The organism is Streptomyces tuirus, from assembly GCF_014701095.1.
Taxonomy (GTDB): Bacteria; Actinomycetota; Actinomycetes; order Streptomycetales; family Streptomycetaceae; genus Streptomyces; species Streptomyces tuirus.
This window is the reverse complement of the sequence record NZ_AP023439.1, coordinates 7,038,565-7,061,728: the sequence shown is the minus strand read 5'-3', so window position 1 is coordinate 7,061,728 and position 23,164 is coordinate 7,038,565. Positions and strand designations below refer to the sequence as shown.

Annotated in this window: 21 protein-coding genes and 1 pseudogene; 14 read left to right on the top strand and 8 right to left on the bottom strand. The window is 73.0% G+C overall.

The genetic code is table 11. From position 1 onward, the window contains the following. Positions 1 to 79 precede the first annotated feature (79 nt). The 4 genes from IGS69_RS32060 (at position 80) to IGS69_RS32045 (ending at position 5,041) form a co-directional block, all read left to right on the top strand. A complete protein-coding gene (locus tag IGS69_RS32060) occupies positions 80 to 1,354 on the top strand; it encodes a bifunctional glycosyltransferase family 2/GtrA family protein (RefSeq protein ID WP_190903941.1) in 1,275 nt (424 codons plus the stop codon). Continuing rightward, positions 1,351 to 2,625: a hypothetical protein gene (locus IGS69_RS32055; protein WP_232543698.1), complete on the top strand. Its 1,275-nt coding sequence runs from the start codon at positions 1,351 to 1,353 to the stop codon at positions 2,623 to 2,625. Before IGS69_RS32060 ends, IGS69_RS32055 begins: the two co-directional genes overlap by 4 nt. A gap of 126 nt (positions 2,626 to 2,751) precedes the next feature. Further along, positions 2,752 to 4,416 (top strand): purine-cytosine permease family protein, encoded by a 1,665-nt coding sequence (locus tag IGS69_RS32050; protein WP_190903940.1) that lies wholly within the window; start codon positions 2,752 to 2,754, stop codon positions 4,414 to 4,416. A gap of 169 nt (positions 4,417 to 4,585) precedes the next feature. Next, positions 4,586 to 5,041, top strand: coding sequence for a hypothetical protein (locus IGS69_RS32045; protein ID WP_190903939.1), 456 nt, complete (start codon positions 4,586 to 4,588; stop codon positions 5,039 to 5,041). A gap of 203 nt (positions 5,042 to 5,244) precedes the next feature. On the opposite strand, the gene IGS69_RS32040 is transcribed toward IGS69_RS32045, so the two are convergent. Next, positions 5,245 to 5,826 (bottom strand): Rv1733c family protein, encoded by a 582-nt coding sequence (locus tag IGS69_RS32040; RefSeq protein WP_232543697.1) that lies wholly within the window; start codon positions 5,824 to 5,826, stop codon positions 5,245 to 5,247. A gap of 112 nt (positions 5,827 to 5,938) precedes the next feature. Next, entirely contained in the window at positions 5,939 to 7,039 is a 1,101-nt protein-coding gene (locus IGS69_RS32035; RefSeq protein ID WP_190903938.1) for a winged helix DNA-binding domain-containing protein, read from the bottom strand. Positions 7,040 to 7,119: 80 nt separating this feature from the next. Between IGS69_RS32035 and IGS69_RS32030 the strand changes: the two are divergent. The 3 genes and pseudogenes from IGS69_RS32030 to IGS69_RS32020 all read left to right on the top strand — a co-directional run. Continuing rightward, positions 7,120 to 7,431 (top strand): annotated as a pseudogene (locus IGS69_RS32030) (hypothetical protein); the annotation flags it as partial. A gap of 227 nt (positions 7,432 to 7,658) precedes the next feature. After that, positions 7,659 to 8,888 (top strand): acyl-CoA dehydrogenase family protein, encoded by a 1,230-nt coding sequence (locus IGS69_RS32025; RefSeq protein WP_190903937.1) that lies wholly within the window; start codon positions 7,659 to 7,661, stop codon positions 8,886 to 8,888. A 341-nt stretch (positions 8,889 to 9,229) separates the two neighbouring features. After that, positions 9,230 to 9,580 carry a hypothetical protein gene (locus IGS69_RS32020; RefSeq protein ID WP_190904737.1) on the top strand — a complete coding sequence of 117 codons (351 nt, stop codon included), beginning with the start codon at positions 9,230 to 9,232 and terminating at the stop codon, positions 9,578 to 9,580. Between the two features lie 17 nt (positions 9,581 to 9,597). Here IGS69_RS32020 and IGS69_RS32015 read toward each other — a convergent pair whose 3' ends face one another. Next, positions 9,598 to 10,692: a carboxylate-amine ligase gene (locus tag IGS69_RS32015; RefSeq protein WP_190903936.1), complete on the bottom strand. Its 1,095-nt coding sequence runs from the start codon at positions 10,690 to 10,692 to the stop codon at positions 9,598 to 9,600. 398 nt (positions 10,693 to 11,090) lie between these two features. On the opposite strand from IGS69_RS32015, the gene dhaK reads away from it, so the two are divergent. The 3 genes from dhaK to IGS69_RS32000 are packed head-to-tail and all read left to right on the top strand — an operon-like array spanning position 11,091 to position 13,135. Continuing rightward, positions 11,091 to 12,083: a dihydroxyacetone kinase subunit DhaK gene (gene dhaK, locus IGS69_RS32010; protein ID WP_190903935.1), complete on the top strand. Its 993-nt coding sequence runs from the start codon at positions 11,091 to 11,093 to the stop codon at positions 12,081 to 12,083. Positions 12,084 to 12,132: 49 nt separating this feature from the next. Then, positions 12,133 to 12,732: a dihydroxyacetone kinase subunit DhaL gene (gene dhaL, locus IGS69_RS32005; protein ID WP_190903934.1), complete on the top strand. Its 600-nt coding sequence runs from the start codon at positions 12,133 to 12,135 to the stop codon at positions 12,730 to 12,732. Next, entirely contained in the window at positions 12,725 to 13,135 is a 411-nt protein-coding gene (locus tag IGS69_RS32000) for a PTS-dependent dihydroxyacetone kinase phosphotransferase subunit DhaM (protein ID WP_190903933.1), read from the top strand. The genes dhaL and IGS69_RS32000 overlap by 8 nt, the downstream gene beginning before the upstream one ends. A gap of 72 nt (positions 13,136 to 13,207) precedes the next feature. On the opposite strand, the gene IGS69_RS31995 is transcribed toward IGS69_RS32000, so the two are convergent. Further along, positions 13,208 to 13,906: a glycoside hydrolase family 75 protein gene (locus tag IGS69_RS31995; protein WP_190903932.1), complete on the bottom strand. Its 699-nt coding sequence runs from the start codon at positions 13,904 to 13,906 to the stop codon at positions 13,208 to 13,210. Between the two features lie 420 nt (positions 13,907 to 14,326). Between IGS69_RS31995 and IGS69_RS31990 the strand changes: the two genes are divergently transcribed. Both IGS69_RS31990 and IGS69_RS31985 read left to right on the top strand, forming a co-directional pair. Then, complete coding sequence (locus IGS69_RS31990; RefSeq protein ID WP_232543696.1) at positions 14,327 to 15,313, top strand: fibronectin type III domain-containing protein; 987 nt, start codon at positions 14,327 to 14,329, stop codon at positions 15,311 to 15,313. A 216-nt stretch (positions 15,314 to 15,529) separates the two neighbouring features. Continuing rightward, a complete protein-coding gene (locus tag IGS69_RS31985; RefSeq protein WP_190903930.1) occupies positions 15,530 to 16,069 on the top strand; it encodes a hypothetical protein in 540 nt (179 codons plus the stop codon). A gap of 427 nt (positions 16,070 to 16,496) precedes the next feature. Here the strand turns inward: IGS69_RS31985 and IGS69_RS31980 are convergent, their stop codons facing one another. Together IGS69_RS31980 and IGS69_RS31975 are read right to left on the bottom strand one after the other, a co-directional pair. Further along, on the bottom strand, positions 16,497 to 17,057 hold the full coding sequence (locus tag IGS69_RS31980; protein WP_190903929.1) for a PadR family transcriptional regulator: 561 nt from the start codon (positions 17,055 to 17,057) through the stop codon (positions 16,497 to 16,499). Positions 17,058 to 17,085: 28 nt separating this feature from the next. Further along, positions 17,086 to 19,101 (bottom strand): NADPH-dependent 2,4-dienoyl-CoA reductase, encoded by a 2,016-nt coding sequence (locus IGS69_RS31975; protein ID WP_190903928.1) that lies wholly within the window; start codon positions 19,099 to 19,101, stop codon positions 17,086 to 17,088. A 97-nt stretch (positions 19,102 to 19,198) separates the two neighbouring features. Between IGS69_RS31975 and IGS69_RS34880 the strand changes: the two genes are divergently transcribed. Next, positions 19,199 to 19,633, top strand: coding sequence for a M20 family metallopeptidase (locus IGS69_RS34880; RefSeq protein ID WP_232543695.1), 435 nt, complete (start codon positions 19,199 to 19,201; stop codon positions 19,631 to 19,633). Positions 19,634 to 19,649: 16 nt separating this feature from the next. Here IGS69_RS34880 and IGS69_RS31965 read toward each other — a convergent pair whose 3' ends face one another. Further along, on the bottom strand, positions 19,650 to 20,018 hold the full coding sequence (locus IGS69_RS31965) for a hypothetical protein (RefSeq protein WP_190904736.1): 369 nt from the start codon (positions 20,016 to 20,018) through the stop codon (positions 19,650 to 19,652). A gap of 260 nt (positions 20,019 to 20,278) precedes the next feature. Between IGS69_RS31965 and IGS69_RS31960 the strand changes: the two genes are divergently transcribed. After that, positions 20,279 to 22,345: a SpoIIE family protein phosphatase gene (locus tag IGS69_RS31960; RefSeq protein WP_190903927.1), complete on the top strand. Its 2,067-nt coding sequence runs from the start codon at positions 20,279 to 20,281 to the stop codon at positions 22,343 to 22,345. A gap of 12 nt (positions 22,346 to 22,357) precedes the next feature. Here IGS69_RS31960 and IGS69_RS31955 read toward each other — a convergent pair whose 3' ends face one another. Further along, positions 22,358 to 23,161 carry a putative protein N(5)-glutamine methyltransferase gene (locus tag IGS69_RS31955; protein ID WP_190903926.1) on the bottom strand — a complete coding sequence of 268 codons (804 nt, stop codon included), beginning with the start codon at positions 23,159 to 23,161 and terminating at the stop codon, positions 22,358 to 22,360. Positions 23,162 to 23,164: the final 3 nt, after the last annotated feature.

Sequence of the window (23,164 nt, the reverse complement as noted above, 5' to 3'; positions counted from 1 at the left end):
ACCCGCCACGGGCGCCTTCGGCATGCCCGGAACCGGCGCAAGGGCCCGTCCCGCGCCAGAAAGAGACCGTGAGACAGCGATGCGAACCGTACGGCGGTCGGCCCTGATCGACCGCCCGATACCCGAGCCGTCCGCGCTGCCGCGCCGCGAGCCCCTGCCCGCGCGCCACCCGGACCCCGTGCTCGACGTGGTCGTTCCCGTGTACAACGAGGAACACGACCTGGAGCCCTGCGTGCGGCGGCTGCACGCGCACCTCGGCGAGACCTTCCCCTACGCCTTCCGCATCACCATCGCCGACAACGCCAGCACCGACGGGACCCCGCGGATCGCCGCCCGGCTGGCCGCGGAACTGCCCGGCACGGACGTCATCCGGCTGGCGGAGAAGGGCCGGGGCCGCGCGCTGCACACCGCGTGGTCCCGTTCCCGCGCCCCGGTGCTCGCCTACCTGGACGTGGACCTGTCCACCGACCTGGCCGCGCTGCTGCCGCTGGTCGCGCCGCTGATCTCGGGCCACTCGGACATCGCCATCGGCACCCGCCTGGCCCGTGGCTCGCGGGTCGTGCGCGGACCGAAACGGGAGATCATCTCCCGCTGCTACAACGGCCTGCTGCGCGGCACCCTCGCCGTGGGCTTCTCCGACGCGCAGTGCGGCTTCAAGGCCGTGCGGCGGGACGTCGCCGAGCGGCTGCTGCCGCTGGTGGAGGACCGCGAGTGGTTCTTCGACACCGAACTGCTGGTCATCGCCGAGCGCGCGGGGCTGCGGATCCACGAGGTGCCGGTGGACTGGGTGGACGACCCCGACAGCCGGGTCCACATCGTCTCCACGGCGCTGGCCGATCTGCGGGGCATGGCCAGGCTGGGCCGGGCCCTGGCCTGCGGGAGGCTGCCGCTGTCCGCGCTGCGCCGCAGCGGCGGCGACCTCGACGGGGAGCTGCCCGCGGGTCTGGCCCGGCAGGTGGTGCGCTTCGCCGCCGTCGGCGCCGCCAGCACCCTGTGCTACCTGCTGCTGTACTCCGTGCTCCGGCCGGCGACGGGAGCGCAGGCCGCCAACGCGCTCGCCCTGCTCGCCAGCGCCATCGCCAACACCGCGGCCAACCGGCGGCTCACCTTCGGCGTACGGGGCCGCGGCGGCGCGCTGCGCCACCATCTCAAGGGCCTCGCCGCCTTCCTGATCGGGCTGTCCCTGACCAGCGGTTCGCTGGCCGTCCTGCATCACACCGCGCCCGGGACCGGCCACCGGGTCGAGCTGCTGACGCTGATCGCCGCCAATCTGGCCGCGACGCTGCTGCGTTTCCTCCTCTTCCGGGCCTGGGTGTTCCCGGCCCGCCGCACGACAGGACCCTCCGCCCCATGAGCACCGTCCAGCTGCGCCGCCCGCCCTCCGGCGTCGACCACCAAGAAGTCCCGCGCGGCTCCCGGCCGTTGTCCCGGTCGCCGTGGCCCCGGCTGCGCGCGGCAGCCCGCCGCCACGGGCCCGTGCTGCTGACGTACGGCGTGCTCAAGCTGGCCGGCTTCGCCGTCTTCATGTATCTGCTGGACTCCGCGGGCGACTTCCGGAAGAAGAACCCGCGCTTCGGCGGCGGCGAGCACGCCTGGGACGTCCTGGCCAGCTGGGACGGCTGGTGGTACCAGCAGGTCGCCGAGCACGGGTACGACCCCGTACTGAAGCCGGTCCCGGGCGCGACCGGCATGATCACGCTGGAGGGCAACTCGGCGGCGTTCTTCCCGCTGTACCCGACGCTGATGCGGCTGGTGTCGGAGTGCACCGGGCTCGGGCTGTACGGCGCCGGCATGATGGTCTCCGTCCTCTCCTCGTTCGCCGCCGCGCTCGGCATCTACGCCGTGACGCAACGCCTCGGCGGCCACCGGGCCGGTCTGGTCGCGGCCGGGCTGTGGGCGGTCTGGCCCGGCTCGGGCACGGAGTGGTCGGGCTACTCGGAGTCCCTCTACACGGCCCTCGCCGCGTGGGCCTGTCACGCCGTCATGACCCGGCGCTGGCTGACCGCGGGCCTGCTGACCTTCGCGGCCGGGCTCTGCCGGCCCACCGCGGTCGCGCTGGTGGCCGCCCTCGCCTTCGCCGCGATCATGGCCCTGCGCCGGCGTGAGGACGGGGTGCGACGCCCCCTGGCCGCCGTGGCGATCGCGCCGCTGGGCCTGTTCGGCTACCTCGGCTGGGTCAACTACCGCATGGGCGACCTCAACGGCTACTCCAAGCTCCAGGACGGCGCCTGGGGCCACAAGTTCGACTGGGGAGTCCACTCGTTCAACGTGCTGACGTCCATCCCCGTCGGGCACTTCGACTACCTCTTCGCGATGCCCTTCGAGGACGTCATCGGCGTCTGCGTGGTGCTGATGGTGCCGGTGCTGACCGTGCTGCTGATGCGCCTGCGCCCGCCCGCCGTGCTCGTCGTCTACACCGTCCTGTCCTACCTCATGGTGATGACGACGCAGCAGTACTTCGGCAATGTCTCGCGCTATCTGCTCCCGCTGTTCCCGCTGTTCGTCCCGCTCGCCCTCGCGATGCGGCGGCTCAGGTGGCCGTCCCTGGCGACGGTGCTGGGGATGGCCGCGCTGGCTTCCGGGTCGTACGCGGGATACGTGCTGTTCGTGCTGGGGGTGCCGTAGACCGGCGTCGACGAGGGGTGGGATGGCACCGAAACACTCCCTTCACGCGGGAAGTATTTAGGGGCAACGGCCGCTGCCTACCGTGCCTGCCTTGTCAGTCCCCAACCCCGCACAAGGAGGCGTGGCATGAGTACCGAGCCACGACTGGCCGAGGTCGCCGAGCCGGAACCCGCACAGCGGGCGGCGCCAGGCACGGACCAGGCCGTCAAGGAGACCCTCGAGGACTACACGCTCCGTTTCGCGCCGCGCAGTTACCGGCGCTGGACCCCGATGGTGGTGGCGACGACCGCGCTCGGCGGCATCGCCTACATGGCCGACTTCTCCATCGGGGCCGGCATCGGCCTGGCCCACGGCACCGGCAACGCGCTGCTCGCGATCGCCGTCGCCGCCGTCGTCATCTTCGTGACCGGATTCCCGCTGGCCTACTACGGGGCCCGCTACAACATCGACCTGGACCTGATCACCCGCGGCTCCGGCTTCGGATACTTCGGCTCGGTCCTCACCAGCGTCATCTTCGCCAGTTTCACCTTCATCTTCTTCGCCCTCGAAGGCTCGATCATGGCGCAGGGCCTGAAGCTGGGCCTCGGACTGCCGCTCTGGCTCGGCTACTTGGTCTCCACGCTGATGGTCATCCCCCTGGTGATCTACGGCATGACGGCGCTGAGCAAGCTCCAGGTGTGGACCACCCCGATCTGGCTGCTGCTGATGGTCGGCCCGCTGGTCTACCTGGTGGCCACCGACCCGGGCACCGTCGACCGTTTCCTCGCCTACGCGGGAACCGACGGGGACGGCGGCATCGACACCGCGTCCGTGCTGCTCGGCGCGGGCGTGTGCCTGTCGCTGATCGCGCAGATCGGCGAGCAGATCGACTACCTGCGCTTCATGCCACCCAAGACCGAGGCGAACAGGCGCAGTTGGTGGACGGCCGTGGTGATGGCCGGCCCGGGCTGGGTCGTGCTGGGCGCGCTGAAGCAGGCCATCGGCGTGTTCCTCGCGGTGTACGTCATCGCCGAGGTCGGTGCCTCCGCCGCACCCGAGCCGATCCAGCAGTTCAAGGGTGCTTTCGACGCCATGATGCCGTCCTGGCTCGTCGTGCCGCTGGCGGTGGTGCTGGTCGTCATCAGCCAGATCAAGATCAACGTGACCAACGCGTACTCGGGATCGCTCGCCTGGACCAACTCCTTCACCCGGGTCACCCGGCGCTACCCGGGCCGGATGGTCTTCGTACTGGTCAACCTGGGCTTCGCGCTGGCGCTGATGGAGGCCGACATGTTCAGCTTCCTCAACAGCATTCTGGGCTTCTACTCGAACTGCGCGATCGCCTGGGTGGTCACGGTGGCCACCGACATCGGCATCAACAAGTACGTGCTCAAACTGTCCCCGCACGCCCCCGAGTTCCGCCGCGGCATGCTCTACGCCGTCAACCCCGTCGGAGTCGTCGCCTTCGTCGCCGCCTCGGGGCTGTCCATCGCCCTGTACTTCCACGCCCTCGGCGACACGCTCCAGCCGTACTCCCCCGTCGCCGCGGCCGTGATCGCCTTCGTCCTCACGCCGCTGATGGCCGTGGTCACCAAGGGCCGGTACTACCTGCGCCGCACCGACGACGGCATCGCCGAGCCCCTGCTGGACGAGGACGGCAACCCCAGCGCCGTCGCCTACGAGTGCCATGTGTGCCTGCAGCGGTTCGAGCGGCCGGACGTGGCGGCCTGCCGGACGCACGACGCGGTCGTCTGCTCCCTGTGCCTGAGCACCGACAAGGCCGGCGACCACGTCCTGCCCGCCGCGGTCTGACCCGTACGGCGGGAGCGCGGTCGGGCGCTCCCGCCGTACGGCACGTTCCGGGTCGGTCGCGGACGCGCGGTGCGGGACCGGATCAGGGGGCGGGTCCGGCACCCGGGCGGCATACTGATCTTCCGCTGCGCAAGGATCAGGCCGACGGTCGGAGAGGGGAGGACGGGACGTGACCACCGAAGAGCCGGGCGGCCCGGGAGTTCCCCGCGAGCCGCACGGCGTTCCCCCGGTCCCCGACGAGGTGTGGCTGAGGTTCCTCACGGACAGCGAGTCCGCCATACGACTCTCCGCCCCGAGGGAACCCTCCGCCAGGGAGCGGGCGGCGGGACGGCAGCTCCAGCCCCCGCACGCCGTCGGTGACCTGTGGCAGCCGGAGGAGCTGTGGGTCCGTGTGGCGTGGCGGGACCTGGACCGCCGGTCCAAGGTCCGGCGCGCCGGACGGGTCCTCGCCACCGCGGCCGCCGTCGCCCTGGCGCTGGGGGCCTGGTCCCAGCTGTCCACCGGCGCGGGCACGGGCCACCGGCCCGGCGGAAGCACGGTGCGGCAGGTGGAGGGGGCGACGGCACCGCTGTCCACCGCCACGCCCGTCCCCTCCGCGTCGCCGGTCGCGCTGCCGTCCCGGTAGCGCGCGACGGGGCTCGAGGTCAACACCCGTGCATTTCTGGCCCAGTTGCGGATGCCGGGGCCGACGAGCGCCGGCATCGAGCAGGCGGAGGCGGATTCGCTGACGTACCGCTACGGGTGAGGGGCCGCCTTGCGGTTGCCGGGTCACCAAACCATCGAACCGCCGAGGCCGACCGGCCCGGGGAGCGATCTCGGTGCACTCCGTCAGCCCGTCTTCCAGCCCCTTCTGGTGTCGATCCGCTCCCACTCGGCGTCCCACTGGGCCATGCGCCGCCGGTCGAGGAGCAGGCGGGCCAGCCAGGTGGCGCCCAGTGCCGCACTGCCCGCGAACACCCCGCCGAGCGCACCGGCCATGACGGTGTGCAGCCATGCCTCGCCACTGGACACCGGAGGCGTCGTGAGGTCACCGCTCCGGTTCACCCACACGGAGAGGGTGCTCCCGGCGGGGGCCCTGGGCGGTACCCGGGCCTCGTCCCGGTGGGTCGAGCCGTCCGGCGCCGTCCACCGCACCTTGCCCCACACCCGGTGGTCGCTCGCCGCGCCGGCCGATGGCGGGCCGGGCGCGTCCTTGACGACCACCGCCGGGACCTGGCGGCTCTCGGCGCGCTGCCGTTCGACGGCCTGCTCGACCGTGCCCGCCGCCACCAGCCCGGCGACCACCCCGCCCAGCAGGGCGAGCACCCACCCGGCCAGCACGACCCAGGCCTCGACGACGTCGACGCGCCGTTTGAGCGCGTTGCGACGCCACCGCCACCACCGCACGGTCATGCGCTCTGACGATTTCATCGGCCGACACCCCCTCGTGAGCACCGGCAGCACCCTTCCAGTGTGCGCCTGGTTGCCGTGAACGCTCGCCGATCAACGTCGGCGGATCGTTCCGGGCGCGTGAGGGCGTGGTTCAGACAGGAGAGGTGTCGATCCGCACCCGGTCGCTGCCGGCTCCGGAGAGGAAGGAGGCCATCGCCCGGCCCTCCTCGGCGACACTCGTGCGGTCCGTCCGGGAGAAGCGGCGCAGCGGGGTGACGAGCACGGTGTCCGTCTCGACGGTCCAGGTCGCGGCCACCCTGCCGTCGACCAGGACGACGCGTTCACCTGCCACGGACACAGGGCGGTGGTCGTCGTCGATGATCCGGCTGCGGTCGTGGTAGCCGAGGATCGCGTTGTCGAACGCCGGCAGGAACCGTACGGGTGCCGGGGTGTCGAGGTCGGGGCGGGGCGCGTCGGGGAGGTCGAGCAGTTCGCGGCCTCGCTCGTCGCGGAAGGCGACGAGTTCCTCGCGCACGGCGGAGACCGCGCCGGGCAGTCCGGCGAGGCCGCACCAGGCGCGCAGGTCTGCCGAGGCGGCAGGGCCGTAGGCCGTCAGGTAGCGCCGTACCAGGGCCTGGCCCACGGGGTCGGAGCCGTCCGGGGCGGGCGGGTCGATGTCGCGGCCCAGCCAGGAGGAGATCAGTGCGTAGCGCACTCCCGCCTTCGTGCGCCACAGGCCTCGCGGCGGCAGTCGGACCGTGGGGAGAAGGGCGGCGACCAGCATCTCGCCCAGGGGCCTGGGCCCCGCCGCGGGCCAGCGGTCGGCGACGGCTCGCGCGATTTCGGGCATGGAGCGGGGTTCGCCGTCGGCCAGGACCTCCCGGCCCGCCGCGGCGAGTTCATCGAGGTCGACCCCGTCGAACTCGCGCCGGTAGACCCCGAGAACCCGCCGGCGCAGCATGTCGTCGTGGCGGGCGCGCCAGGCCACGACATCGTCGCTGGTGACCAGGTGGACGGTGCGGCGCATGAGGTGGGTGCGCACGACCCGCCGCCCGGTCAGCAGGTCCGACAGCTCCGCCGGGTCGAACGCCCGCAGCCGCGAGAAGAGCCCGAGGAACGGCTCCTGCGGTTCCTGCGCCTGCAGTCCGCCCAGGTGCCCGACGGCGTCGAGGACCGGCAGGCCGGCCCGCTCGAGGAGCAACTGCCGGGCGAGGGTGGCGCGGTTCAGCGCCCGGGCGTCGAGCACGGTCATCGGAACACCTCGACCTTCGCGTCGTGTGCCGACCCGAGGTCCAGGTGTCCGGGCGGCCTACGCGCTCACGGTCGCACGGGATGCGGTCAGGTCGTGACCGCATCGGGTGTCGCCGGCGCTCCGCGTGCGTCTGTCACCATCCGTTCCCGGTCCCGCGAACCTCCGGCCCGGGGCCCGGCGACGACCTGCCGCGGATCGTGCCGCACCGGAACGCCGGCCGTCTGCCGGCCGCTGCCGTCGCCCTGTCGCTCTTCGCGCTGCTGGTCGACTCCGTCGCCCGCAACCCGGCCTTCCAGTGGGGCGTGGTGGGCGGGTACTTCACCAGTGCCGCGGTGCTCGACGGGCTGCTGCTCACCCTGTGGCTGACCGGCGTGGTGATGGTGCTCGGCTTTCGGCACTAGCGCGAGGCGCCATCCGTGTGCTGCGGCCCACGCCCCTGCGGCGGCTGAGGATCAGGCTGGCCGCCTTCCGCCGTTCCCTACTTTCCCTATCGAATTACTAGGAAAGTATTGACGGGGCCTTGCACCACTGCGCAGGATGAGGCGCATGGCCCACACATCTTTCCCCCTCGTGAGGCTCAACACCCCGCTGTGCAAGCGAACTTGAGGAGAGTCCTGTGATGGGCGTTGCCCCGGCGCCGACCGGCCCCGCCGTGAAGTCCGACCAGCACGGGCCCGGCCGGGCGCACTGGCTGCGGGTGGCCCGCGAGACGGCGGACGACCTGGCCACCGACGCGGTCGCCCGGGACCAGGCGGGCAAGCCCCCCTTCGACGAGGTGTCACGGCTGCGTGAGTCGGGGCTGCTGACGCTGCTCGTCCCGGCGGAACTCGGAGGCGGCGGCGCGGACTGGGCCGAGGCGTACGCCGTGGTCCGGGAGACAGCGGCGGCGGACGGCGCCATCGGCCAGCTCCTCGGCTGTCACTACTTCACGTCCTGGAGCGCCCGGTTCTTCCCCCGACCCGCCCGTGCCGCGCGGCTGGAGCGGCGGTCCGCGGCGGAGCAGTGGTGCTGGGGCGGCGGCCTGGCCCGTCAGGAACCGGCGCTGATGCTCACCAAGGACACGCGGGGGTACGTGCTGAACGGCCGGCAGAGCTACGCCGCCGGCGTCCTGGTCGCAGACCGGCTCGCCGTACGGGCGGTGCGGGCCGGCACCGGGGAACCCCTGGTGCTCGTGGTCGATCCGGCCCTGCCGGGGGTGGTCGTCGACGGTGACGCCGACCCCTTCGGCCAGCGGCTGGCGGCCGGCGGCAGCGTGGAGTTCGACGCGGTGCCGGTCGCCGCCGACGACGTACTGGGTTCCCTGTCGGCGGACGAGGAAGTCCTGTCGCCCCTGACCGCCCTCGTCTCACCGGTCGGCCGCCTCCTGTCGGTGCAGCTCCGGCTCGGCATGGCGGAGGGCGTGCTCGCCGAGGCCCGTGAGTACAGCAGGACCGGCCACTCGCACTGGCACCCGGACTGGCCGGACGGCACCCCGCAGGACCCGCAGGTGCTCACGGCGTACGGGGAGCTCACCGTGCTCACCCGCTCGGCGTCCGCCCTCGCCGACCAGGCGTGCCGGGCCGTGCAGGGCGGGCTGGCCGACGGCGAGGACCTCACCTACGAGGAGTACGCGGAGATCTCCGTCCTCGTGGCCATGGCCGAAGCCGCCGCGTCCAGGGCCGCCCAGGAGTCCACCGCCCGCGCCCTCGACATCATCGGCGCCCACTCCGCGTCCGCACGGCTGGGGTTCGACCGGTTCTGGCGCAACGCCCGGACCCACACTCTCTACGAGCCCGTGGGCCAACGGCTCCGGGACGTCGGGGACTACTACCTCAACGGTGCGCACCCTCCGTTCGTCCTCCCCGTCTGACCGAGCGAGGACGGGCCGTCCGCTCCGCCGTGGCGTGAGTCCCCGCGGGCGGGACGGGAGGCCGAGGTGGCCGGGACCGCACAGGCGGGGGGCGACGGTCGCCGAGGTGATGGCCGAGCCGGCCGCGCCGGAGGACCCGAAGGCGCGCGCGGTGAACGAGCGGCGCGGTGACGATCGCGGCGGCCACCCGCCAAACGGCGACCCAGAGACCGGCCCGGCAACCCCGCGACGAGGAGCCGCCGGGAGCGGCGTCCGCTCCGCGAGGCTTCGACGGGCCGCCTCCGGGTACTTCCATGGCAGAACGACCTGCCGACGAAGGAAACGGAGGCATACAGGCCGTGCTGCTGTCCCATTCGCTCCATCACGGAGTCCTCGTCATCGCGGTCCACGAGGACCCCGGCGTCGACGGGCGCGCCACGCTCGTGGCGAAGATCAGCGACCTCGTCCGGGCCTACCGGCCCACCCCCGTCGTCATCGTCCTCGACGAGCCGGCCGCCCGGGGCGCGGTGGTCAGCGCGGTCCTCCGGGTCCACCGCCTGTGCGGCGGGCTGGGCACCCTGATGTCGGTGGCCACGCACAGCGCGCCCACCCGTCGCGCGCTCGAGGCGGACGCCGACACCGGCGGCACGCGACTGGTCGTCCACGCGCGCGTGGACACCGCCGTCTCCGCCGCGTACGCCGCTGCGGCCTGAGGAGCGGGTCCGCGGCGTCACGGCATCGTGCTCTGGGTGCTGACGAGTTCGGTGACCGCGCGCAGACCGCCCTGGGCGAGGGCGGCGCGCTGCCGGTCCGCGCCGGTCCCGTCCTGCAGCAGCCGGTGGATCAGGGAGGTGACCTGCCGGGAGTCGCCGGCCGCGTCGAGGGCGGGAGAGACGTGCCGCAGGAACTCGTAGAGCACGTCGCCGGCGCGGTGCGGTGTGCCGCCCGGGTCGACGAGGGTGTCGCCGAGTCCATGCCGGGCGGCGTGCCACATGGCGGCCTGGAGCAGTTCCGGCGCGCAGTCGGGCAGGGGCGTGTCCTCGGCGGCTTCCGTCAGGGCGGTCTCCACGAGGGCCCGGACGAGAGCAGCGAGCATGACCGCCTCGTCCGCGCGCAGCTGGACGTCCAGGCACCGCACCTCGATGGTCGGGTAGGTCTCCGAGAGGCGGGCCTGCCAGTAGAGCTGACCGGCGTCGGAGATCAGATCGGACTCCAGCAGCCGCTCCACGCGCCGGTCGTAGTCGGCGGCGTCGTGGAAGTGCGGGGGCATGCCGCTGACCGGCCACCGGCTGAAGATCACCGTGCGCCAGCTCGCGAAGCCTGTGTCGTGACCGTCCCAGAGGGGGGAGTTCGCCGCCATGGCGGTCAGCGTCGGGAGCCGGGAGCGGATCCGGTTCAGGACCTGCACACCCGCCTCCCGGTCGGGCACGGCCACATGCACATGCGTGCCGTTGACGAGCTGCTCCGCCACGAGTTGCGGCGCCTGGGTCACCATGGCCCGGTAGCGGGCCTGGTCGGTGACGGCGATGGGCCGGCCGTGCCGCACCGGTGGTGTCCCGCACACTCCGAGCCGGCAGTCGTGCTGATCGGCGGCCACGCCGATGGCGTGCCGCAGCCGCAGCAGATGGCCGCCGACCTCCTCCAGGGTGTCGCAGACCGGCGTGGCCACCTCGACCTGTGCCTGGAGCAGTTCGTACTGCACTTCCTGGTCGGTCACGAGGTGTCCCACGCCCGCCGCGGCGCGCACTTTGTCCGCCTGAGGTACCGGCAGGCCCGTGACCGGGTCGAGCAGCAGGTACTCCTCTTCCACGCCGATCGTCGTCATCGACCACCCTCTGTTCCGCCCGGCAGCCGGGCAGGATTCCGGCGCGTCCAGTCGCGCCGCACGCAGCGATGGTCACCTCTCAGGGGGGGGCACGCTCGCGAGATACCGAGTGCCGCGCTCGCGCAGGGACAAAACATGACACAGCCAGGGAAACCGCGTTGGGATTCTTTGACCACGGTGAGATCTCCCGGCCCATTCATCGGCCCTTTCGTGGAGGAGGTACCGGAAAATCGACACCGCCCTGGGGCCGGGAACATCGTGGACGCGTCATAGATCGGATATATAGGGGTGTGCATCACCCGACGACCGACATGGTCGACAACTGGCCCGGCCCCTTTCGGACTGCAAAAATGAAGGCCAGGGGCACATGGACCAACCAGTCTCACCTGGAGGTACCCGTGAAGATGCTGATCAACGTCCCGGAGTCCGTGGTGGCGGACGCGCTGCGCGGCATGGCGGCTGCCCACCCGGAGCTGACCGTGGACGTGGAGAACCGGGTGATTGTGCGGCGGGACGCTCCCGTCGCAGGACAGGTGGGGCTGGTCTCGGGCGGCGGATCGGGCCATGAGCCGCTGCACGGCGGCTTCGTGGGTCCCGGCATGCTGTCGGCGGCCTGCCCGGGCGAGGTGTTCACCTCCCCGGTGCCCGACCAGATGCTGCGCGCGGCCGCCGCCGTGGACAGCGGTGCCGGTGTGCTGTTCATCGTGAAGAACTACACCGGTGACGTGCTCAACTTCGACATGGCCGCCGAGTTGGCCGAGGACGAGGGCATCCAGGTCGCCAAGGTGCTGGTCAACGACGACGTGGCCGTGACCGACAGCCTGTACACGGCGGGACGGCGCGGTACGGGCGCGACCCTGTTCGTCGAGAAGATCGCGGGTGCGGCCGCCGCCGAGGGCATGCCGCTGGAGCGGGTCGAGGCCATCGCGCGGCAGGTGAACGAGAGCTCCCGCAGCTTCGGGATCGCGCTGAGCGCCTGCAGCACCCCGGCGAAGGGCAGCCCGACCTTCGATCTGCCGCCCGGCGAGCTGGAGTTGGGCATCGGCATCCACGGCGAGCCCGGCCGGGAGCGGCGCGCCATGATGACCTCCGGTGAGATCGCCGAGGCCGCCGTGGAGGCAGTGGTGGAGGACCTCCAGCCGCGCAATCCGGTGCTGGTCCTGGTCAACGGCATGGGTGCGACGCCGCTGCTCGAGCTGTACGGCTTCAACGCCGAGGTGCACCGGGTGCTCGCCCAGCGCGGCGTCGCCGTGGCCCGCGTCCTCGTGGGCAACTACGTCACCTCCCTGGACATGGCGGGCGCCTCGCTCACCCTGTGCCAGGTCGACGAGGAGCTGCTGCGGCTGTACGACGCGCCGGTGAGCACCCCGGGTCTGCGCTGGGGCATGTGACGCGCAGGGGGTAGAGGATCACCACGTACCTACCAGGCAAGGAGACCCAGTGCTCGACGCCGCATTCTTCCGCCGCTGGATGACGGTGACCGCCGCATCCGTCGACCGCGAGGCGGAACGGCTCACCGCCCTCGATTCCCCCATCGGGGACGCCGATCACGGCAGCAACCTCCAGCGCGGGTTCAGGGCCGTCACGGCCGCCCTGGAGAAGGAGCCCCCCGGCACGCCCGGCGGGGTGCTGACCCTCGCCGGACGCCAGTTGATCTCGACGGTCGGCGGCGCCTCGGGGCCGCTGTACGGCACGCTGCTGCGCCGTACCGGCAAGGCCCTGGGCGATGCCGGTGAGGTCAGCGCGGAGCAGTTGGCCGAGGCCCTGCGGGCGGGGGTGGACGCGGTCATGACGCTCGGCGGCGCAGCCCCGGGCGACAAGACCATGATCGACGCGCTGGTGCCCGCCGTGGACGCGCTCGGCAACTCGTTCACGGCGGCCCGGACCGCCGCGGAGGAGGGTGCGGTGGCGACGACGCCCCTGCAGGCGCGCAAGGGCAGGGCCAGTTATCTGGGCGAGCGCAGCATCGGCCACCAGGACCCGGGTGCCACGTCGGCGGCGCTGCTGATCGCCGGACTCGTGGAGGCCGCCGGTGAGTGACGAGCAGCTGGTGGGCATCGTGCTGGTGTCGCACAGTGCGGAGGTGGCCGCGTCGGTCGCCGAGCTGGCGAAGGGGCTCGCGGGCGGCGGCCCGGCGGTGCCCGTCGCTCCGGCGGGCGGCACCGAGGGCGGCGGGCTCGGCACCAGCTCCGAACTGATCGCCGCCGCGGCCGTGTCCGTCGACCGAGGCGCCGGAGTCGCCGTCCTGGCCGACCTGGGCAGCGCCGTGCTCACGGTGAAGGCGCTGCTCGCGGAGGGCGACGAACTCCCGGAGCCGACACGTCTGGTGGACGCCCCCTTCTTGGAGGGGGCCGTGGCCGCGGTCGTCACCGCGTCCACCGGGGCGGATCTGGCGGCGGTGGAGGCGGCGGCCACCGAGGCGTACGCGTACCGCAAGGTGTGAGGGACGGCTGCGGCCGGGCACGCCCCTGAGGCGATGCCCGGCCGCAGCGCTGTCCGTGACGCGTCGTCAGCCTCAGCCCCCGTCCGCCCGGCTCCCGTCGGCGAACCGCCTCGCCACGCGCTCCCCCGCGGTCACGGCCGCGGCGTGGTCCTCGATGGGCGACACTTTGGTGTTCTTGAAGACGATGTAGGTGACGCCGGAGGGTGCGCCGCCGCCGTGCGGGTCGGCGCGGATGCCGAGGCCCTTGGCGGTCGCGTAGGACGCCTCCCCGATGATGCCCTGCGGGCCCGTGTCACCGACGACCGCGTACTGGACCCGGTCGCGGTACACCACGGCCACCACCGAACCGCCGCCGATGCCGTGGTCCCGGTAGTCCCAGAGGGAGCTCGGCGCGGGAACGACGATGAAGGGCAGGCGCTCGGCGCTCAACGGGCGGCCGTCGGACTGGGCGTAGGCCGTGCTCGCGGCGAAGTACGGGTCCGTGCGGCTGTTGCAGCGGGTTCCGGGGCTGCCGTCGCAGTCGATGTCCATGTCGGCCTTCCAGAACACGGCGTCACGGGTGCCGCAGACCGGGATGTTCGCGGGTGCGCCGTTGTCGCTGCGGTAGCGGCCACGGGAGACGGGAGCGCAGTCCCGCACCTTGGCGAGCAGTTCGGCGGCGCTGACGGCGCCTTCGCGCCCCACGGCGGGCCGGGAGTGGGCGGCGGGGTAGGTCGTCGGGGCGAGCAGGGCGGCGCTGGCCACGGCCAGAGTGAGCGACTGGACACGCACGATACGGGGGCCTCTCGTGGGGGACCTGACGGGCACTCAGCCCAATCTGATGCCGAGGCGATCAGCCGGCCACCGCTGGGGGGCCGGACGGTGCATGCCCCCAACCTCCGACAGGTGCCGGGCGCCTGAGTCCGTGTAAGACTCCGGTCGCCCGGCCACCCGCGCCGGCGCGGGATCTGCGACGACAGCGGTTCCGCGCGACAGGCCCGAACTCCCTGGTGTCCGCCAGGAATTCGGCCGTGAGGCCTTCAGCATACGTAACTCTTCCGGGTGGTCACGCACGGCGGGGGTGACGTCCTCGGGGGAGCGGCATCCAGGGACCACCGACCCGCCCTCTTGATGTGGTCGCGCCAACGGCGTCATATTGGTCCGGACCATTCCGGTGAACCTGCGGGCCGACCACCCCCGGGAGGCAGTGCCGTGCGAGGACGTTCCGCTCCCCCGCCCTTCCTGCGCCGCCTGGCGCTCTGCGGGGCTCTCCTGCTGCTCGCCTCCTGCGGCTGGGCCGGAGCGGAGGAACGGGACGGCGTCGGGCTGCCCGGCGCTCCGACGGGTGTGACCGCCGAAGCGGGCAGCGCGACGAGCGTGCATGTCATGTGGAACGCGACCGCCCGGGCCGACGGCTACGAGGTGTATCGCGGCACGACGAAGGTCAAGGAGGTGCCAGGTTCACAGCACATGGTGGACGTCACCAGGCTCCGGCCCTCCACGCGGTATGTCTTCTCCGTACGGGCGCGGGACATCGACGGGCGGCTCGGACCGCCCAGCCGCCGGGTGCCCGCGAAGACGCCCGCGGCCGCGGCGGACGACCGCTCCGCGCCGACCCGCCCGTCGGCGCCCGGCGGGCGGGCCGTCTCGAGCCGCGCGGTCCAGCTGTCCTGGTCCGCCTCCACGGACGACCGGGGTGTGGTGTCGTACGACATCCACCAGGGCGACACGAAGATCCACAGTGTGGGCGGGGGCCAGACGGCCGCCGTGCTCACGGGACTGCGGCCCGGCACGGACTACACGTTCACCGTCCGCGCCCGGGACGCGGCCGGCAACGTCTCCCCCGCCGGCCGCGCGGTCCGCCTGACCACACCGGGCACGGACGACGGCCGCGCCACCGCCCCCACGGACTTCCGGGCGACGAGCCACCGTGAGGACGGGGCCTACCAGCTCGACCTGAGCTGGGTGCCGCCCCGTGTGGACGGTGAGGTCACCGAGTACCAGATCCATCTGGACGGCAGGCCCGCGACGTCCCTGGTCTACGGCGGCAGCGCCCCGCGCGAGCGCGCCACGTACAGCTTCTACGCCGGGCGGCGTGCCGGTGTCACGCACCGGGTCCGCGTCCGGGCGATGCTGCCCGACGGCACCTGGGGAGGGTTCTCGGCGGAGCGGGTGGTGACGACGGGGGCGGGGCGCTGACGTACCCGCGGCACCGGCCGGGACGTACCCGCCGTATCCCGCCCCGCCGTATCCCGCCGTATCGGCCGGGAGGGGCAACCCGTCACCTGCACGGGGGCGCTCGGGGTGCGGCGGGGGCCCGGGGAGCTTTGGCTGACCCCGAGGCAGCACGGGCGCTCCCCGACCCTCGGCGGCGCAAGGATGTACCGCCGACCGTGCCGCCGGAGGGCAGTCCACATGCGCAACTCATCGCCAGTTCTCCGCTCCGGCCTGACCGTGGCAGTCGCCGCGCTGCCCCTCGCCCTGGCCGCGGTGCCCGCCGTCGCGGCCCCGGGTATCTCCGTGAGCACCACGGGGTCCACGGTTTCGGTCACGACCAGCTCGTGCACCCAGATCAACGGCAGCTGGGGCACCGCCTCGCTCCTCACCAGCAGTCAGGGCAGCTTCGCCCAGGGCCGCCAGGTGACGCTGTCGGGGACGTCCACGAGTCAGTCGGCCGCCTGGTCGAATGTCTCCCCGGGCACGTACACGGTCATCGTCGTCTGCTCGGACGGCACCACCGCGGGCACGCAGTCCGTCGTGGTCTCCACCGCTCCCTCCCCCTCGCGGTCCGCGTCCCCCTCGGCGTCGCCGTCCCGCGGTGTGATGGGCGGGGTCGGCGGCAGCACCACGGACTACGGAACCGTCACGCTGGTCGCGGGCGGCACGCTGGTCGGCGCCGGCCTCCTCGGAACGGCCCTGTACCTGCGTCGGCGCAACAAGCCGTACCGGCTCTGACCCGGTACGGACGGCGGCCCGTTCCCCCGAAGCGCTCCGGGCGAACGGGCCACCGTCATGCCGCCCGGGCCGACGGGCCGCCATCATGCCGCCCGGCCCACGGGCCGCCAACGTGCCCTCCGGGCGAACGGGCCGTCTTCATACCGCCCGGCCCGACAGGCCGCCGTCACGCCGTCCGAGCCGACGGGCCGCCGTCACGCCGTCCGAGTCGACGGGCCGCCATCATGCCGCCCGGCCGACGGGCCGCCAACGTGCCCTCCGGGCGAACGGGTCGCCTTCATACCGCCCGGGCCGACAGGCCGCCGTCATGCCCTCCGAGCCGACAGGCCGCCCTCACGCCGCCCGGCCCGACAGGCCACCGTCATGTCGTGGGAGCGTCGGGCCGGCGCTCATCCCGCCCCCCTCGCCTCGCCCGGCCCGCCGCCGGTCAGGCCGGTTCCGCCGGCTCGCCGTCCGGGAGTTCGGCGAAGTCCGCCAGGGCCCGCCGGAGCCACTGGGTCCAGAAGGTCTCCAGGTCGATGCCGGCCCGCAGCACGAGGTGCCGCAGCCGGACCTCGGCTCCGTCACTGCCGGGCGGGAAGTCGCGCTCCTCGATCTCCTCGTACTCCGCCAGCTGCCGTTCGTGCAGCTCCAGATGGCGTCGCAGATCCGCCTCAAGACCCGCCGTGCCGACCACGGCCGCCGCCCTGAGCCGCAGCAGCAGCGGGTCGCGATGCGGCTTGGGGTCCTGGGAGGCGGAGGTCCAGCGGGCCAGTTCGGCACGCCCCGCGGGCAGGACCTCGTAGCTCTTCTTCTGCCCGCGGGCCGGCTGCTCGGGCGGCAGGGCGCGGATGAGGCCGTCGGCCTCCAGTTTCCCCAGCTCGCGGTAGATCTGCTGGTGCGTCGCCGACCAGAAGTAGCCGATCGACCGGTCGAACCGGCGGGTCAGCTCCAGGCCCGAGGACTTCTTCTCGAGCAGGGCGGTGAGGATCGCGTGCGGGAGTGACATGGCCTCATCCTAGGGACGCGTCACCGCACTACAGGGCGGCCGCGAGCTCGGTGCCCTGCTTGATGGCGCGCTTGGCGTCCAGTTCGGCGGCCACGTCCGCGCCGCCGATGAGGTGCGTGCTGCGCCCGGCGGCGAGCAGCTCCTCGTACAGGCCGCGGCGCGGCTCCTGGCCCGTGCACAGCACGATCGTGTCGACCTCGAGGACCGTGCTCTCCTCACCGACGGTGATGTGGAGTCCGGCGTCGTCGATCCGGTCGTAGCGTGCGCCCGGGACCATGGTGACGCCGCGGTGCTTGAGCTCGGTGCGGTGGATCCAGCCGGTGGTCTTGCCGAGCCCGGCGCCGACCTTGGAGGTCTTGCGCTGGAGCAGGTGGACGGTGCGCGGCGGCGCGGGCCGCTCGGGCGCCGCGAGACCGCCGGGGCCGCGGTAATCGAGGTCGACGCCCCACTGGCGGAAGTACGTCGCCGGGTCCTCGTGGGCCTTGTCGCCGCCGTCGGTGAGGAACTCGGCGACGTCGAAGCCGATGCCGCCCGCGCCGAGGATCGCGACCCGGTCGCCGACGGGGGCGCCGTCGCGCAGGACGTCGAGGTAGCCGACGACGCTCGGGTGGTCGATGCCGGGGATCTCGGGGGTGCGCGGGGTGACACCGGTGGCGACGACGACCTCGTCGAAGCCGTCGAGGTCCGCGACCGTGACCAGGGTGTTCAGGCGGACGTCGACGCCGTGCCAGTCGAGCTGGGTGCGGAAGTAGCGGAGCGTCTCGTCGAACTCCTGCTTGCCCGGGACCTTGCGGGCGACGTTGAGCTGGCCGCCGATCTCGCTCGCCGCGTCGAACAGCGTCACCTCGTGCCCGCGCTCGGCGGCGGAGACCGCGCAGGCGAGGCCGGCCGGGCCCGCGCCGACGACCGCGACGCGCTTGCGCAGCCGGGTCGGGGAGAGCACGAGCTCGGTCTCGTGGCAGGCGCGCGGGTTGACCAGGCACGAGGTGATCAGGCCGCTGAAGGTGTGGTCGAGGCAGGCCTGGTTGCAGCCGATGCAGGTGTTGATCGCCTCGGGGCGGCCGGCGGCGGCCTTGGTGACGAAGTCGGGGTCGGCGAGCATCGGGCGGGCCATCGACACCATGTCGGCGGCGCCCTCGGCGAGCAGTTCCTCGGCGAGTTCGGGGGTGTTGATGCGGTTGGTGGTGACGAGCGGGACGGAAACCTCGCCCATGAGCCGCTTGGTCACCCAGGTGTACGCGCCGCGCGGCACGGAGGTCGCGATGGTGGGGATGCGGGCCTCGTGCCAGCCGATGCCGGTGTTGATGATCGTCGCCCCGGCGGCCTCGACGGCCTTGGCGAGGGTGACGACCTCGTCGAGCGTCGAGCCGCCCGGGACGAGGTCGAGCATGGAGAGCCGGTAGATGACGATGAAGTCCTCGCCGACCGCCTCGCGCACCCGGCGCACGATCTCCAGCGGGAAGCGCATGCGGTTCTCGTACGAACCGCCCCAGCCGTCGGTGCGGTGGTTGGTCTGCCGGGCGATGAACTCGTTGATGAGGTAGCCCTCGGAGCCCATGATCTCGACGCCGTCGTAGCCGGCCTGCCGGGCGAGGCGGGCGGCGCGGGCGTAGTCGTCGATCGTCCGCTCGATGTCGGCGTCGGTGAGCTCACGGGGCGGGAAGGGGCTGATCGGCGCCTGGACCGGGCTCGGCGCGACGAGGTCCTGGTGGTAGGCGTACCGGCCGAAGTGCAGGATCTGCATCGCGATCCGCCCGCCCTCGCGGTGCACGGCGTCGGTGATGACCCGGTGCTGCTCGGCCTCTTCCTCGGTGGTGAGCTTGGCGCCGCCCTCGTAGGGCCGCCCCTCGTCGTTGGGGGCGATGCCGCCGGTGACGATCAGGCCCACTCCCCCGCGGGCGCGGGCGGCGTAGAAGGCGGCCATGCGCGCGAAGCCGCCCTCGGCCTCCTCCAGGCCGACGTGCATGGAGCCCATGAGGACCCGGTTGGGCAGGGTGGTGAAGCCCAGGTCGAGGGGGGTCAGCAGGTGCGGGTAACGGCTCATCGGGCCCTCCGTGCGCGGTGTCGTGCCTGTAGTTGTAGAGGACTACCGACTGTTTATGCAACTAGTTGCACAAGGTGATGGAGGGCACAGTAGGGCCATGACCAGGGGCCTTGGGCCGCTGACCGCGGTGGTGGACGTCGCGGGCGAACTGATCCGCCGCCCGAGCCGGGCCGCCCTCGATGATCACGCGCCCGTTCTGGCGGTGCTGGGGGCCCGCCCGTTCTGGCGGTCCTGGAGGCCTGGCTCACCGCCCGCGGGCTGCCGCACCGCCGGCTCCATGACGAAGCCCGCCGCCCGGTCGCGCTGCAGGCGGAGATCACCGGCGGCCGGACAGGGCCTGACGGCGCGGGCCAAGACCGCGGGCCCGTCGAACATGGGCAATCCGCCGGCCGCCGAGGGCGTCCCGGCCGCGGCAGGCTTCGGCCCGCGCTACGAGGGACTGCACGGCGTCGACGAACAGGTGCACCTCGCGGACCTGCCGACGGTGCACGCCGTCTACCGGCGGGCCGTCCTCGGCCTGCCGGCGGGGTGAGGGACGGTCACCGCGCTCACCGGCTCTGCAGCCGCACGTGCAGCTCCCTCTCCTGGTCGCCGGAGACGGTACTCAGGTCGTGCACGTCGAACAGCGAGTCCAGGGTCATGCGGAACCGTTCGATCGCCCAGTAGCCGCCGTGCAGGTCGGCGTCGACGGAGGACGCCAGGTGCACCGGCCGCGAGCCCCCGTGCTCGTCGGCGACGTCGAAGGTGCCGAGCCACACGGTCGGCCGGGTCTCGTGCAGTTCCTCGGGCACGTCGTCGGCGCACCGGTCGGACTCGAAGCAGGAGCACAGTGCGTCGAACACGATCCGGGCGTCGTGCTTGCTGCACCCGCTGATCTCCACCGAGACGGAGTGGGGGTGCGGTCGCTCGTGGTTCATCGCCATCGTGATCGCTCCTTTCGCGGCCACCGGTGCCGTATCCGCCCCTACCCCAGCAAAGCACCACCTTCCGGCGAGCACTACCGGCGGCGGCCTTCTCCCGGTGGCGGTTTTGCGGGGCGGCCCACGCCGTGGTGGGAGATGGTGGAAGGTGACGGAAGGGGCCTTCGAGAAGCGGCTCCGCGCGGTAGAACAGCGGTAGAACATGGGGCGTCGGCACACGACGGCGTGCCGCGAGGACGGCGAAGGCGGGGCGTGGGATGAGTGCAGCCGGGTCTCCCGGGTCCGAGGGCGGCGGTCCGGCACGCCCGAGCGGTCTGCTCGACGTGCTGCGCGTGGCCTCGGTGGTCCTGGACGCCGAGGGCCGCATCGTGCTGTGGAGCCCGCAGGCCGAGGAACTCTTCGGCTACGGGGCACAGGAGGCGCTCGGGCAGTACGCCGCCCGCATCATGGTCCACGAGCAGCACGTCGACCTCGTGGTCAAACTGTTCGCCGACGTCATGGAGACCGGGCAGAGCTGGGCCGGGGCCTTCCCGATCCGCTGCAAGGACGGCAGCACGCGGCTGGTGGAGTTCCGCAACATGCGGCTGCTGGACGACCAGGGCGACGTGTACGCGCTGGGGCTGTGCGCCGACCAGACGACCGTGCACCGGCTGGAGCGGGAGGTGGCGCTGTCGACGCGTATGATCGCGCAGTCCCCGATCGGGCTGGCCGTGCTGGACACGGACCTGCGGTACGTCTCCGTCAACAGGGCGCTGGAGGAGATCAACGGCGTGCCGGCCGAGGCGCACCTGGGCCGCACGGTCCGCGAGGTGGTGCCGCGGATGAACGTCGACGCCCTGGAGGCCGCCGCGCGCGGGGTGCTGGAGACCGGAACGCCGGTCGTCGACCAGTCCACGATCGGCCGTACCCCGGCCGACCCGCATCAGGACCACGCCTGGTCGGTCTCGCTGTACCGGCTGGAGAACGCCTTCGGGACCGTGCTGGGCGTGGCCGTCTCGATCGTCGACGTCACCGAGCAGTACCGGGCGGGCATCGAGGCCGAGGCCGCGCGGCGGCGCCTGGCCCTGATCGCCGACGCGTCGGGCCGGATCGGTACCACGCTGGACCTGGACCGCACGGCCGGCGAGCTGGCCGAGGTGGCCGTGCCGGAGCTCGCCGACATCGCCGCCGTCGACCTGCTGGACGCGGTGGTGCAGGGCCGCCGCACCCGGCTGGGCCCCGCCGAGTCGGCCGTGATCCGCGCCCTGGCGGTACAGGGCTACGACTCCGCCGAGGCCCTGGAGGCGGCCGATCCTCCTGGACAGGTCGCCCGGTACGCCCCCGACCGGCTCGTCACCGAGTGCGTGCGCACCGCGAGCCCCGTGATGCTGCCGGAGGTCAAGGACGAGGACCTGGACCGCATCGCGCGGTCCTCCGAGGCGGCCGAGCTGCTGGGCCGGGCCGGGGTGCACTCGTACCTGGCGGTGCCGCTGATCGCGCGCGGCGAGGTGCTGGGGGCCCTGGACCTCAAGCGCACCCGCAATCCGCTGCCGTTCAGTGAGGACGACCTGCTGCTGGCGCGCGAGCTGGCCGCCCGGGCCGCCGTGCAGATCGACAACGCCCGCTGGTACCAGAGCGCCCGCAATACCGCGCTCACCCTCCAGCGCAGCCTGCTGCCCAGCCATCCGCCGGTGACGGGCGGGCTGGAGGTCGCCTCCCGCTACCAGCCGGCCGGGGCCACGAGCGAGGTCGGCGGCGACTGGTTCGACGTGATCCCGCTGGACGGGGGCAGGACGGCGCTCGTCGTGGGCGATGTGATGGGCAGCGGCATTCCCGCGGCGGCGGCCATGGGGCGGCTGCGGACGGCGACCAACACCCTCGCCTCCCTCGGCCTCGATCCGCATGTACTCCTGGAGCACCTCGACAAGATCACCGCGGGCCTCGAGCAGACCATCGCGACCTGTGTCTACGCCGTTCACGACCCGCATCTGCGGCAGTGCCGGATCGCCAACGCCGGGCATCTGCCGCCGGTGCGGGTCCGGCCCGGCAGCGCCCCGGAGCTGCTCGATCTGCCGACGGGGGTGCCGCTCGGCGTGGGCGGGGTCGCCTTCTCCACGACCACCGTCGACCTCGAGCCCGGCGACCGGCTGGTGCTCTACACCGACGGCCTCGTCGAGACGCGGCGCGACCCCCTCGACGAACGGCTCGACACGCTGCTGTCGCTGCTCGACGGCCCCGACCGGCCGCTGGAGGACGTCTGCGACCAGCTGCTGCGCACGCTGCACGAGCCGGACAACTTCGACGACGTGGCCCTGCTCATCGCGCGGGCGACCGCACCCGAGTGAGGGCCGGGGGGCCTAGGGTCTGACGCCGATCACCACGTGGGCGTAGAGCTCCTCCGACATGACCGCGCGTGCCGTCAGGCCGTTGCGTTCCAGGACGCCGACGGCGGTCGGGGCCTGGTGCCGGCTCGTCTCCACCAGGACGCAGCCGCCGGGGGCGAGCCAGCGGGGCGCCTCGGCCGCGACCCGGCGCAGCACGTCCAGGCCGTCCGTGCCTCCGTCGAGTGCGACGAGCGGCTCGTGGTCGCGGGCCTCCTGCGGCAGCAGGCCGATCTCCTCGCTCGGCACATAGGGCACGTTGGCCGCGAGGATGCCGACGCGGCCGCGCAGCGCGCCGGGCAGCGCCTCGAACAGATCGCCCTGGTGGACCTGACCGCCGACGGCGGCGACGTTGCCGCGGGCGCACCGCACGGCGGCCGGGTCGATGTCGGCGGCGTGCAGTTCGACGCGGCCGAGCGCGGCGGCCAGCGCCGCTCCGACGGCACCCGAACCGCAGCACAGGTCCACGACGACGGCGGCCGCGGGCGCCTGTCGCAGGGCCTGCTCCACCAGGAACTCGGTGCGCCGGCGGGGCACGAACACACCCGGCGCGACGGCGATGCGCAGACCCCTGAACTCGGCCCAGCCGACGACGAGTTCGAGGGGCAGGCCGGCGACGCGGCGCTCGACCATGGCGGCGGCCTCGGCCGGGGTTGGGGCGGTGGCGAGGATCATCTCGGCCTCGTCCTCGGCGAAGACGCACCCCGCGGTGCGCAGGGCGGCGACGGCCGAGTCACGGGAGGACGGTGCGGAAGGGGGGACGGCGGACACAGACGGCATGGA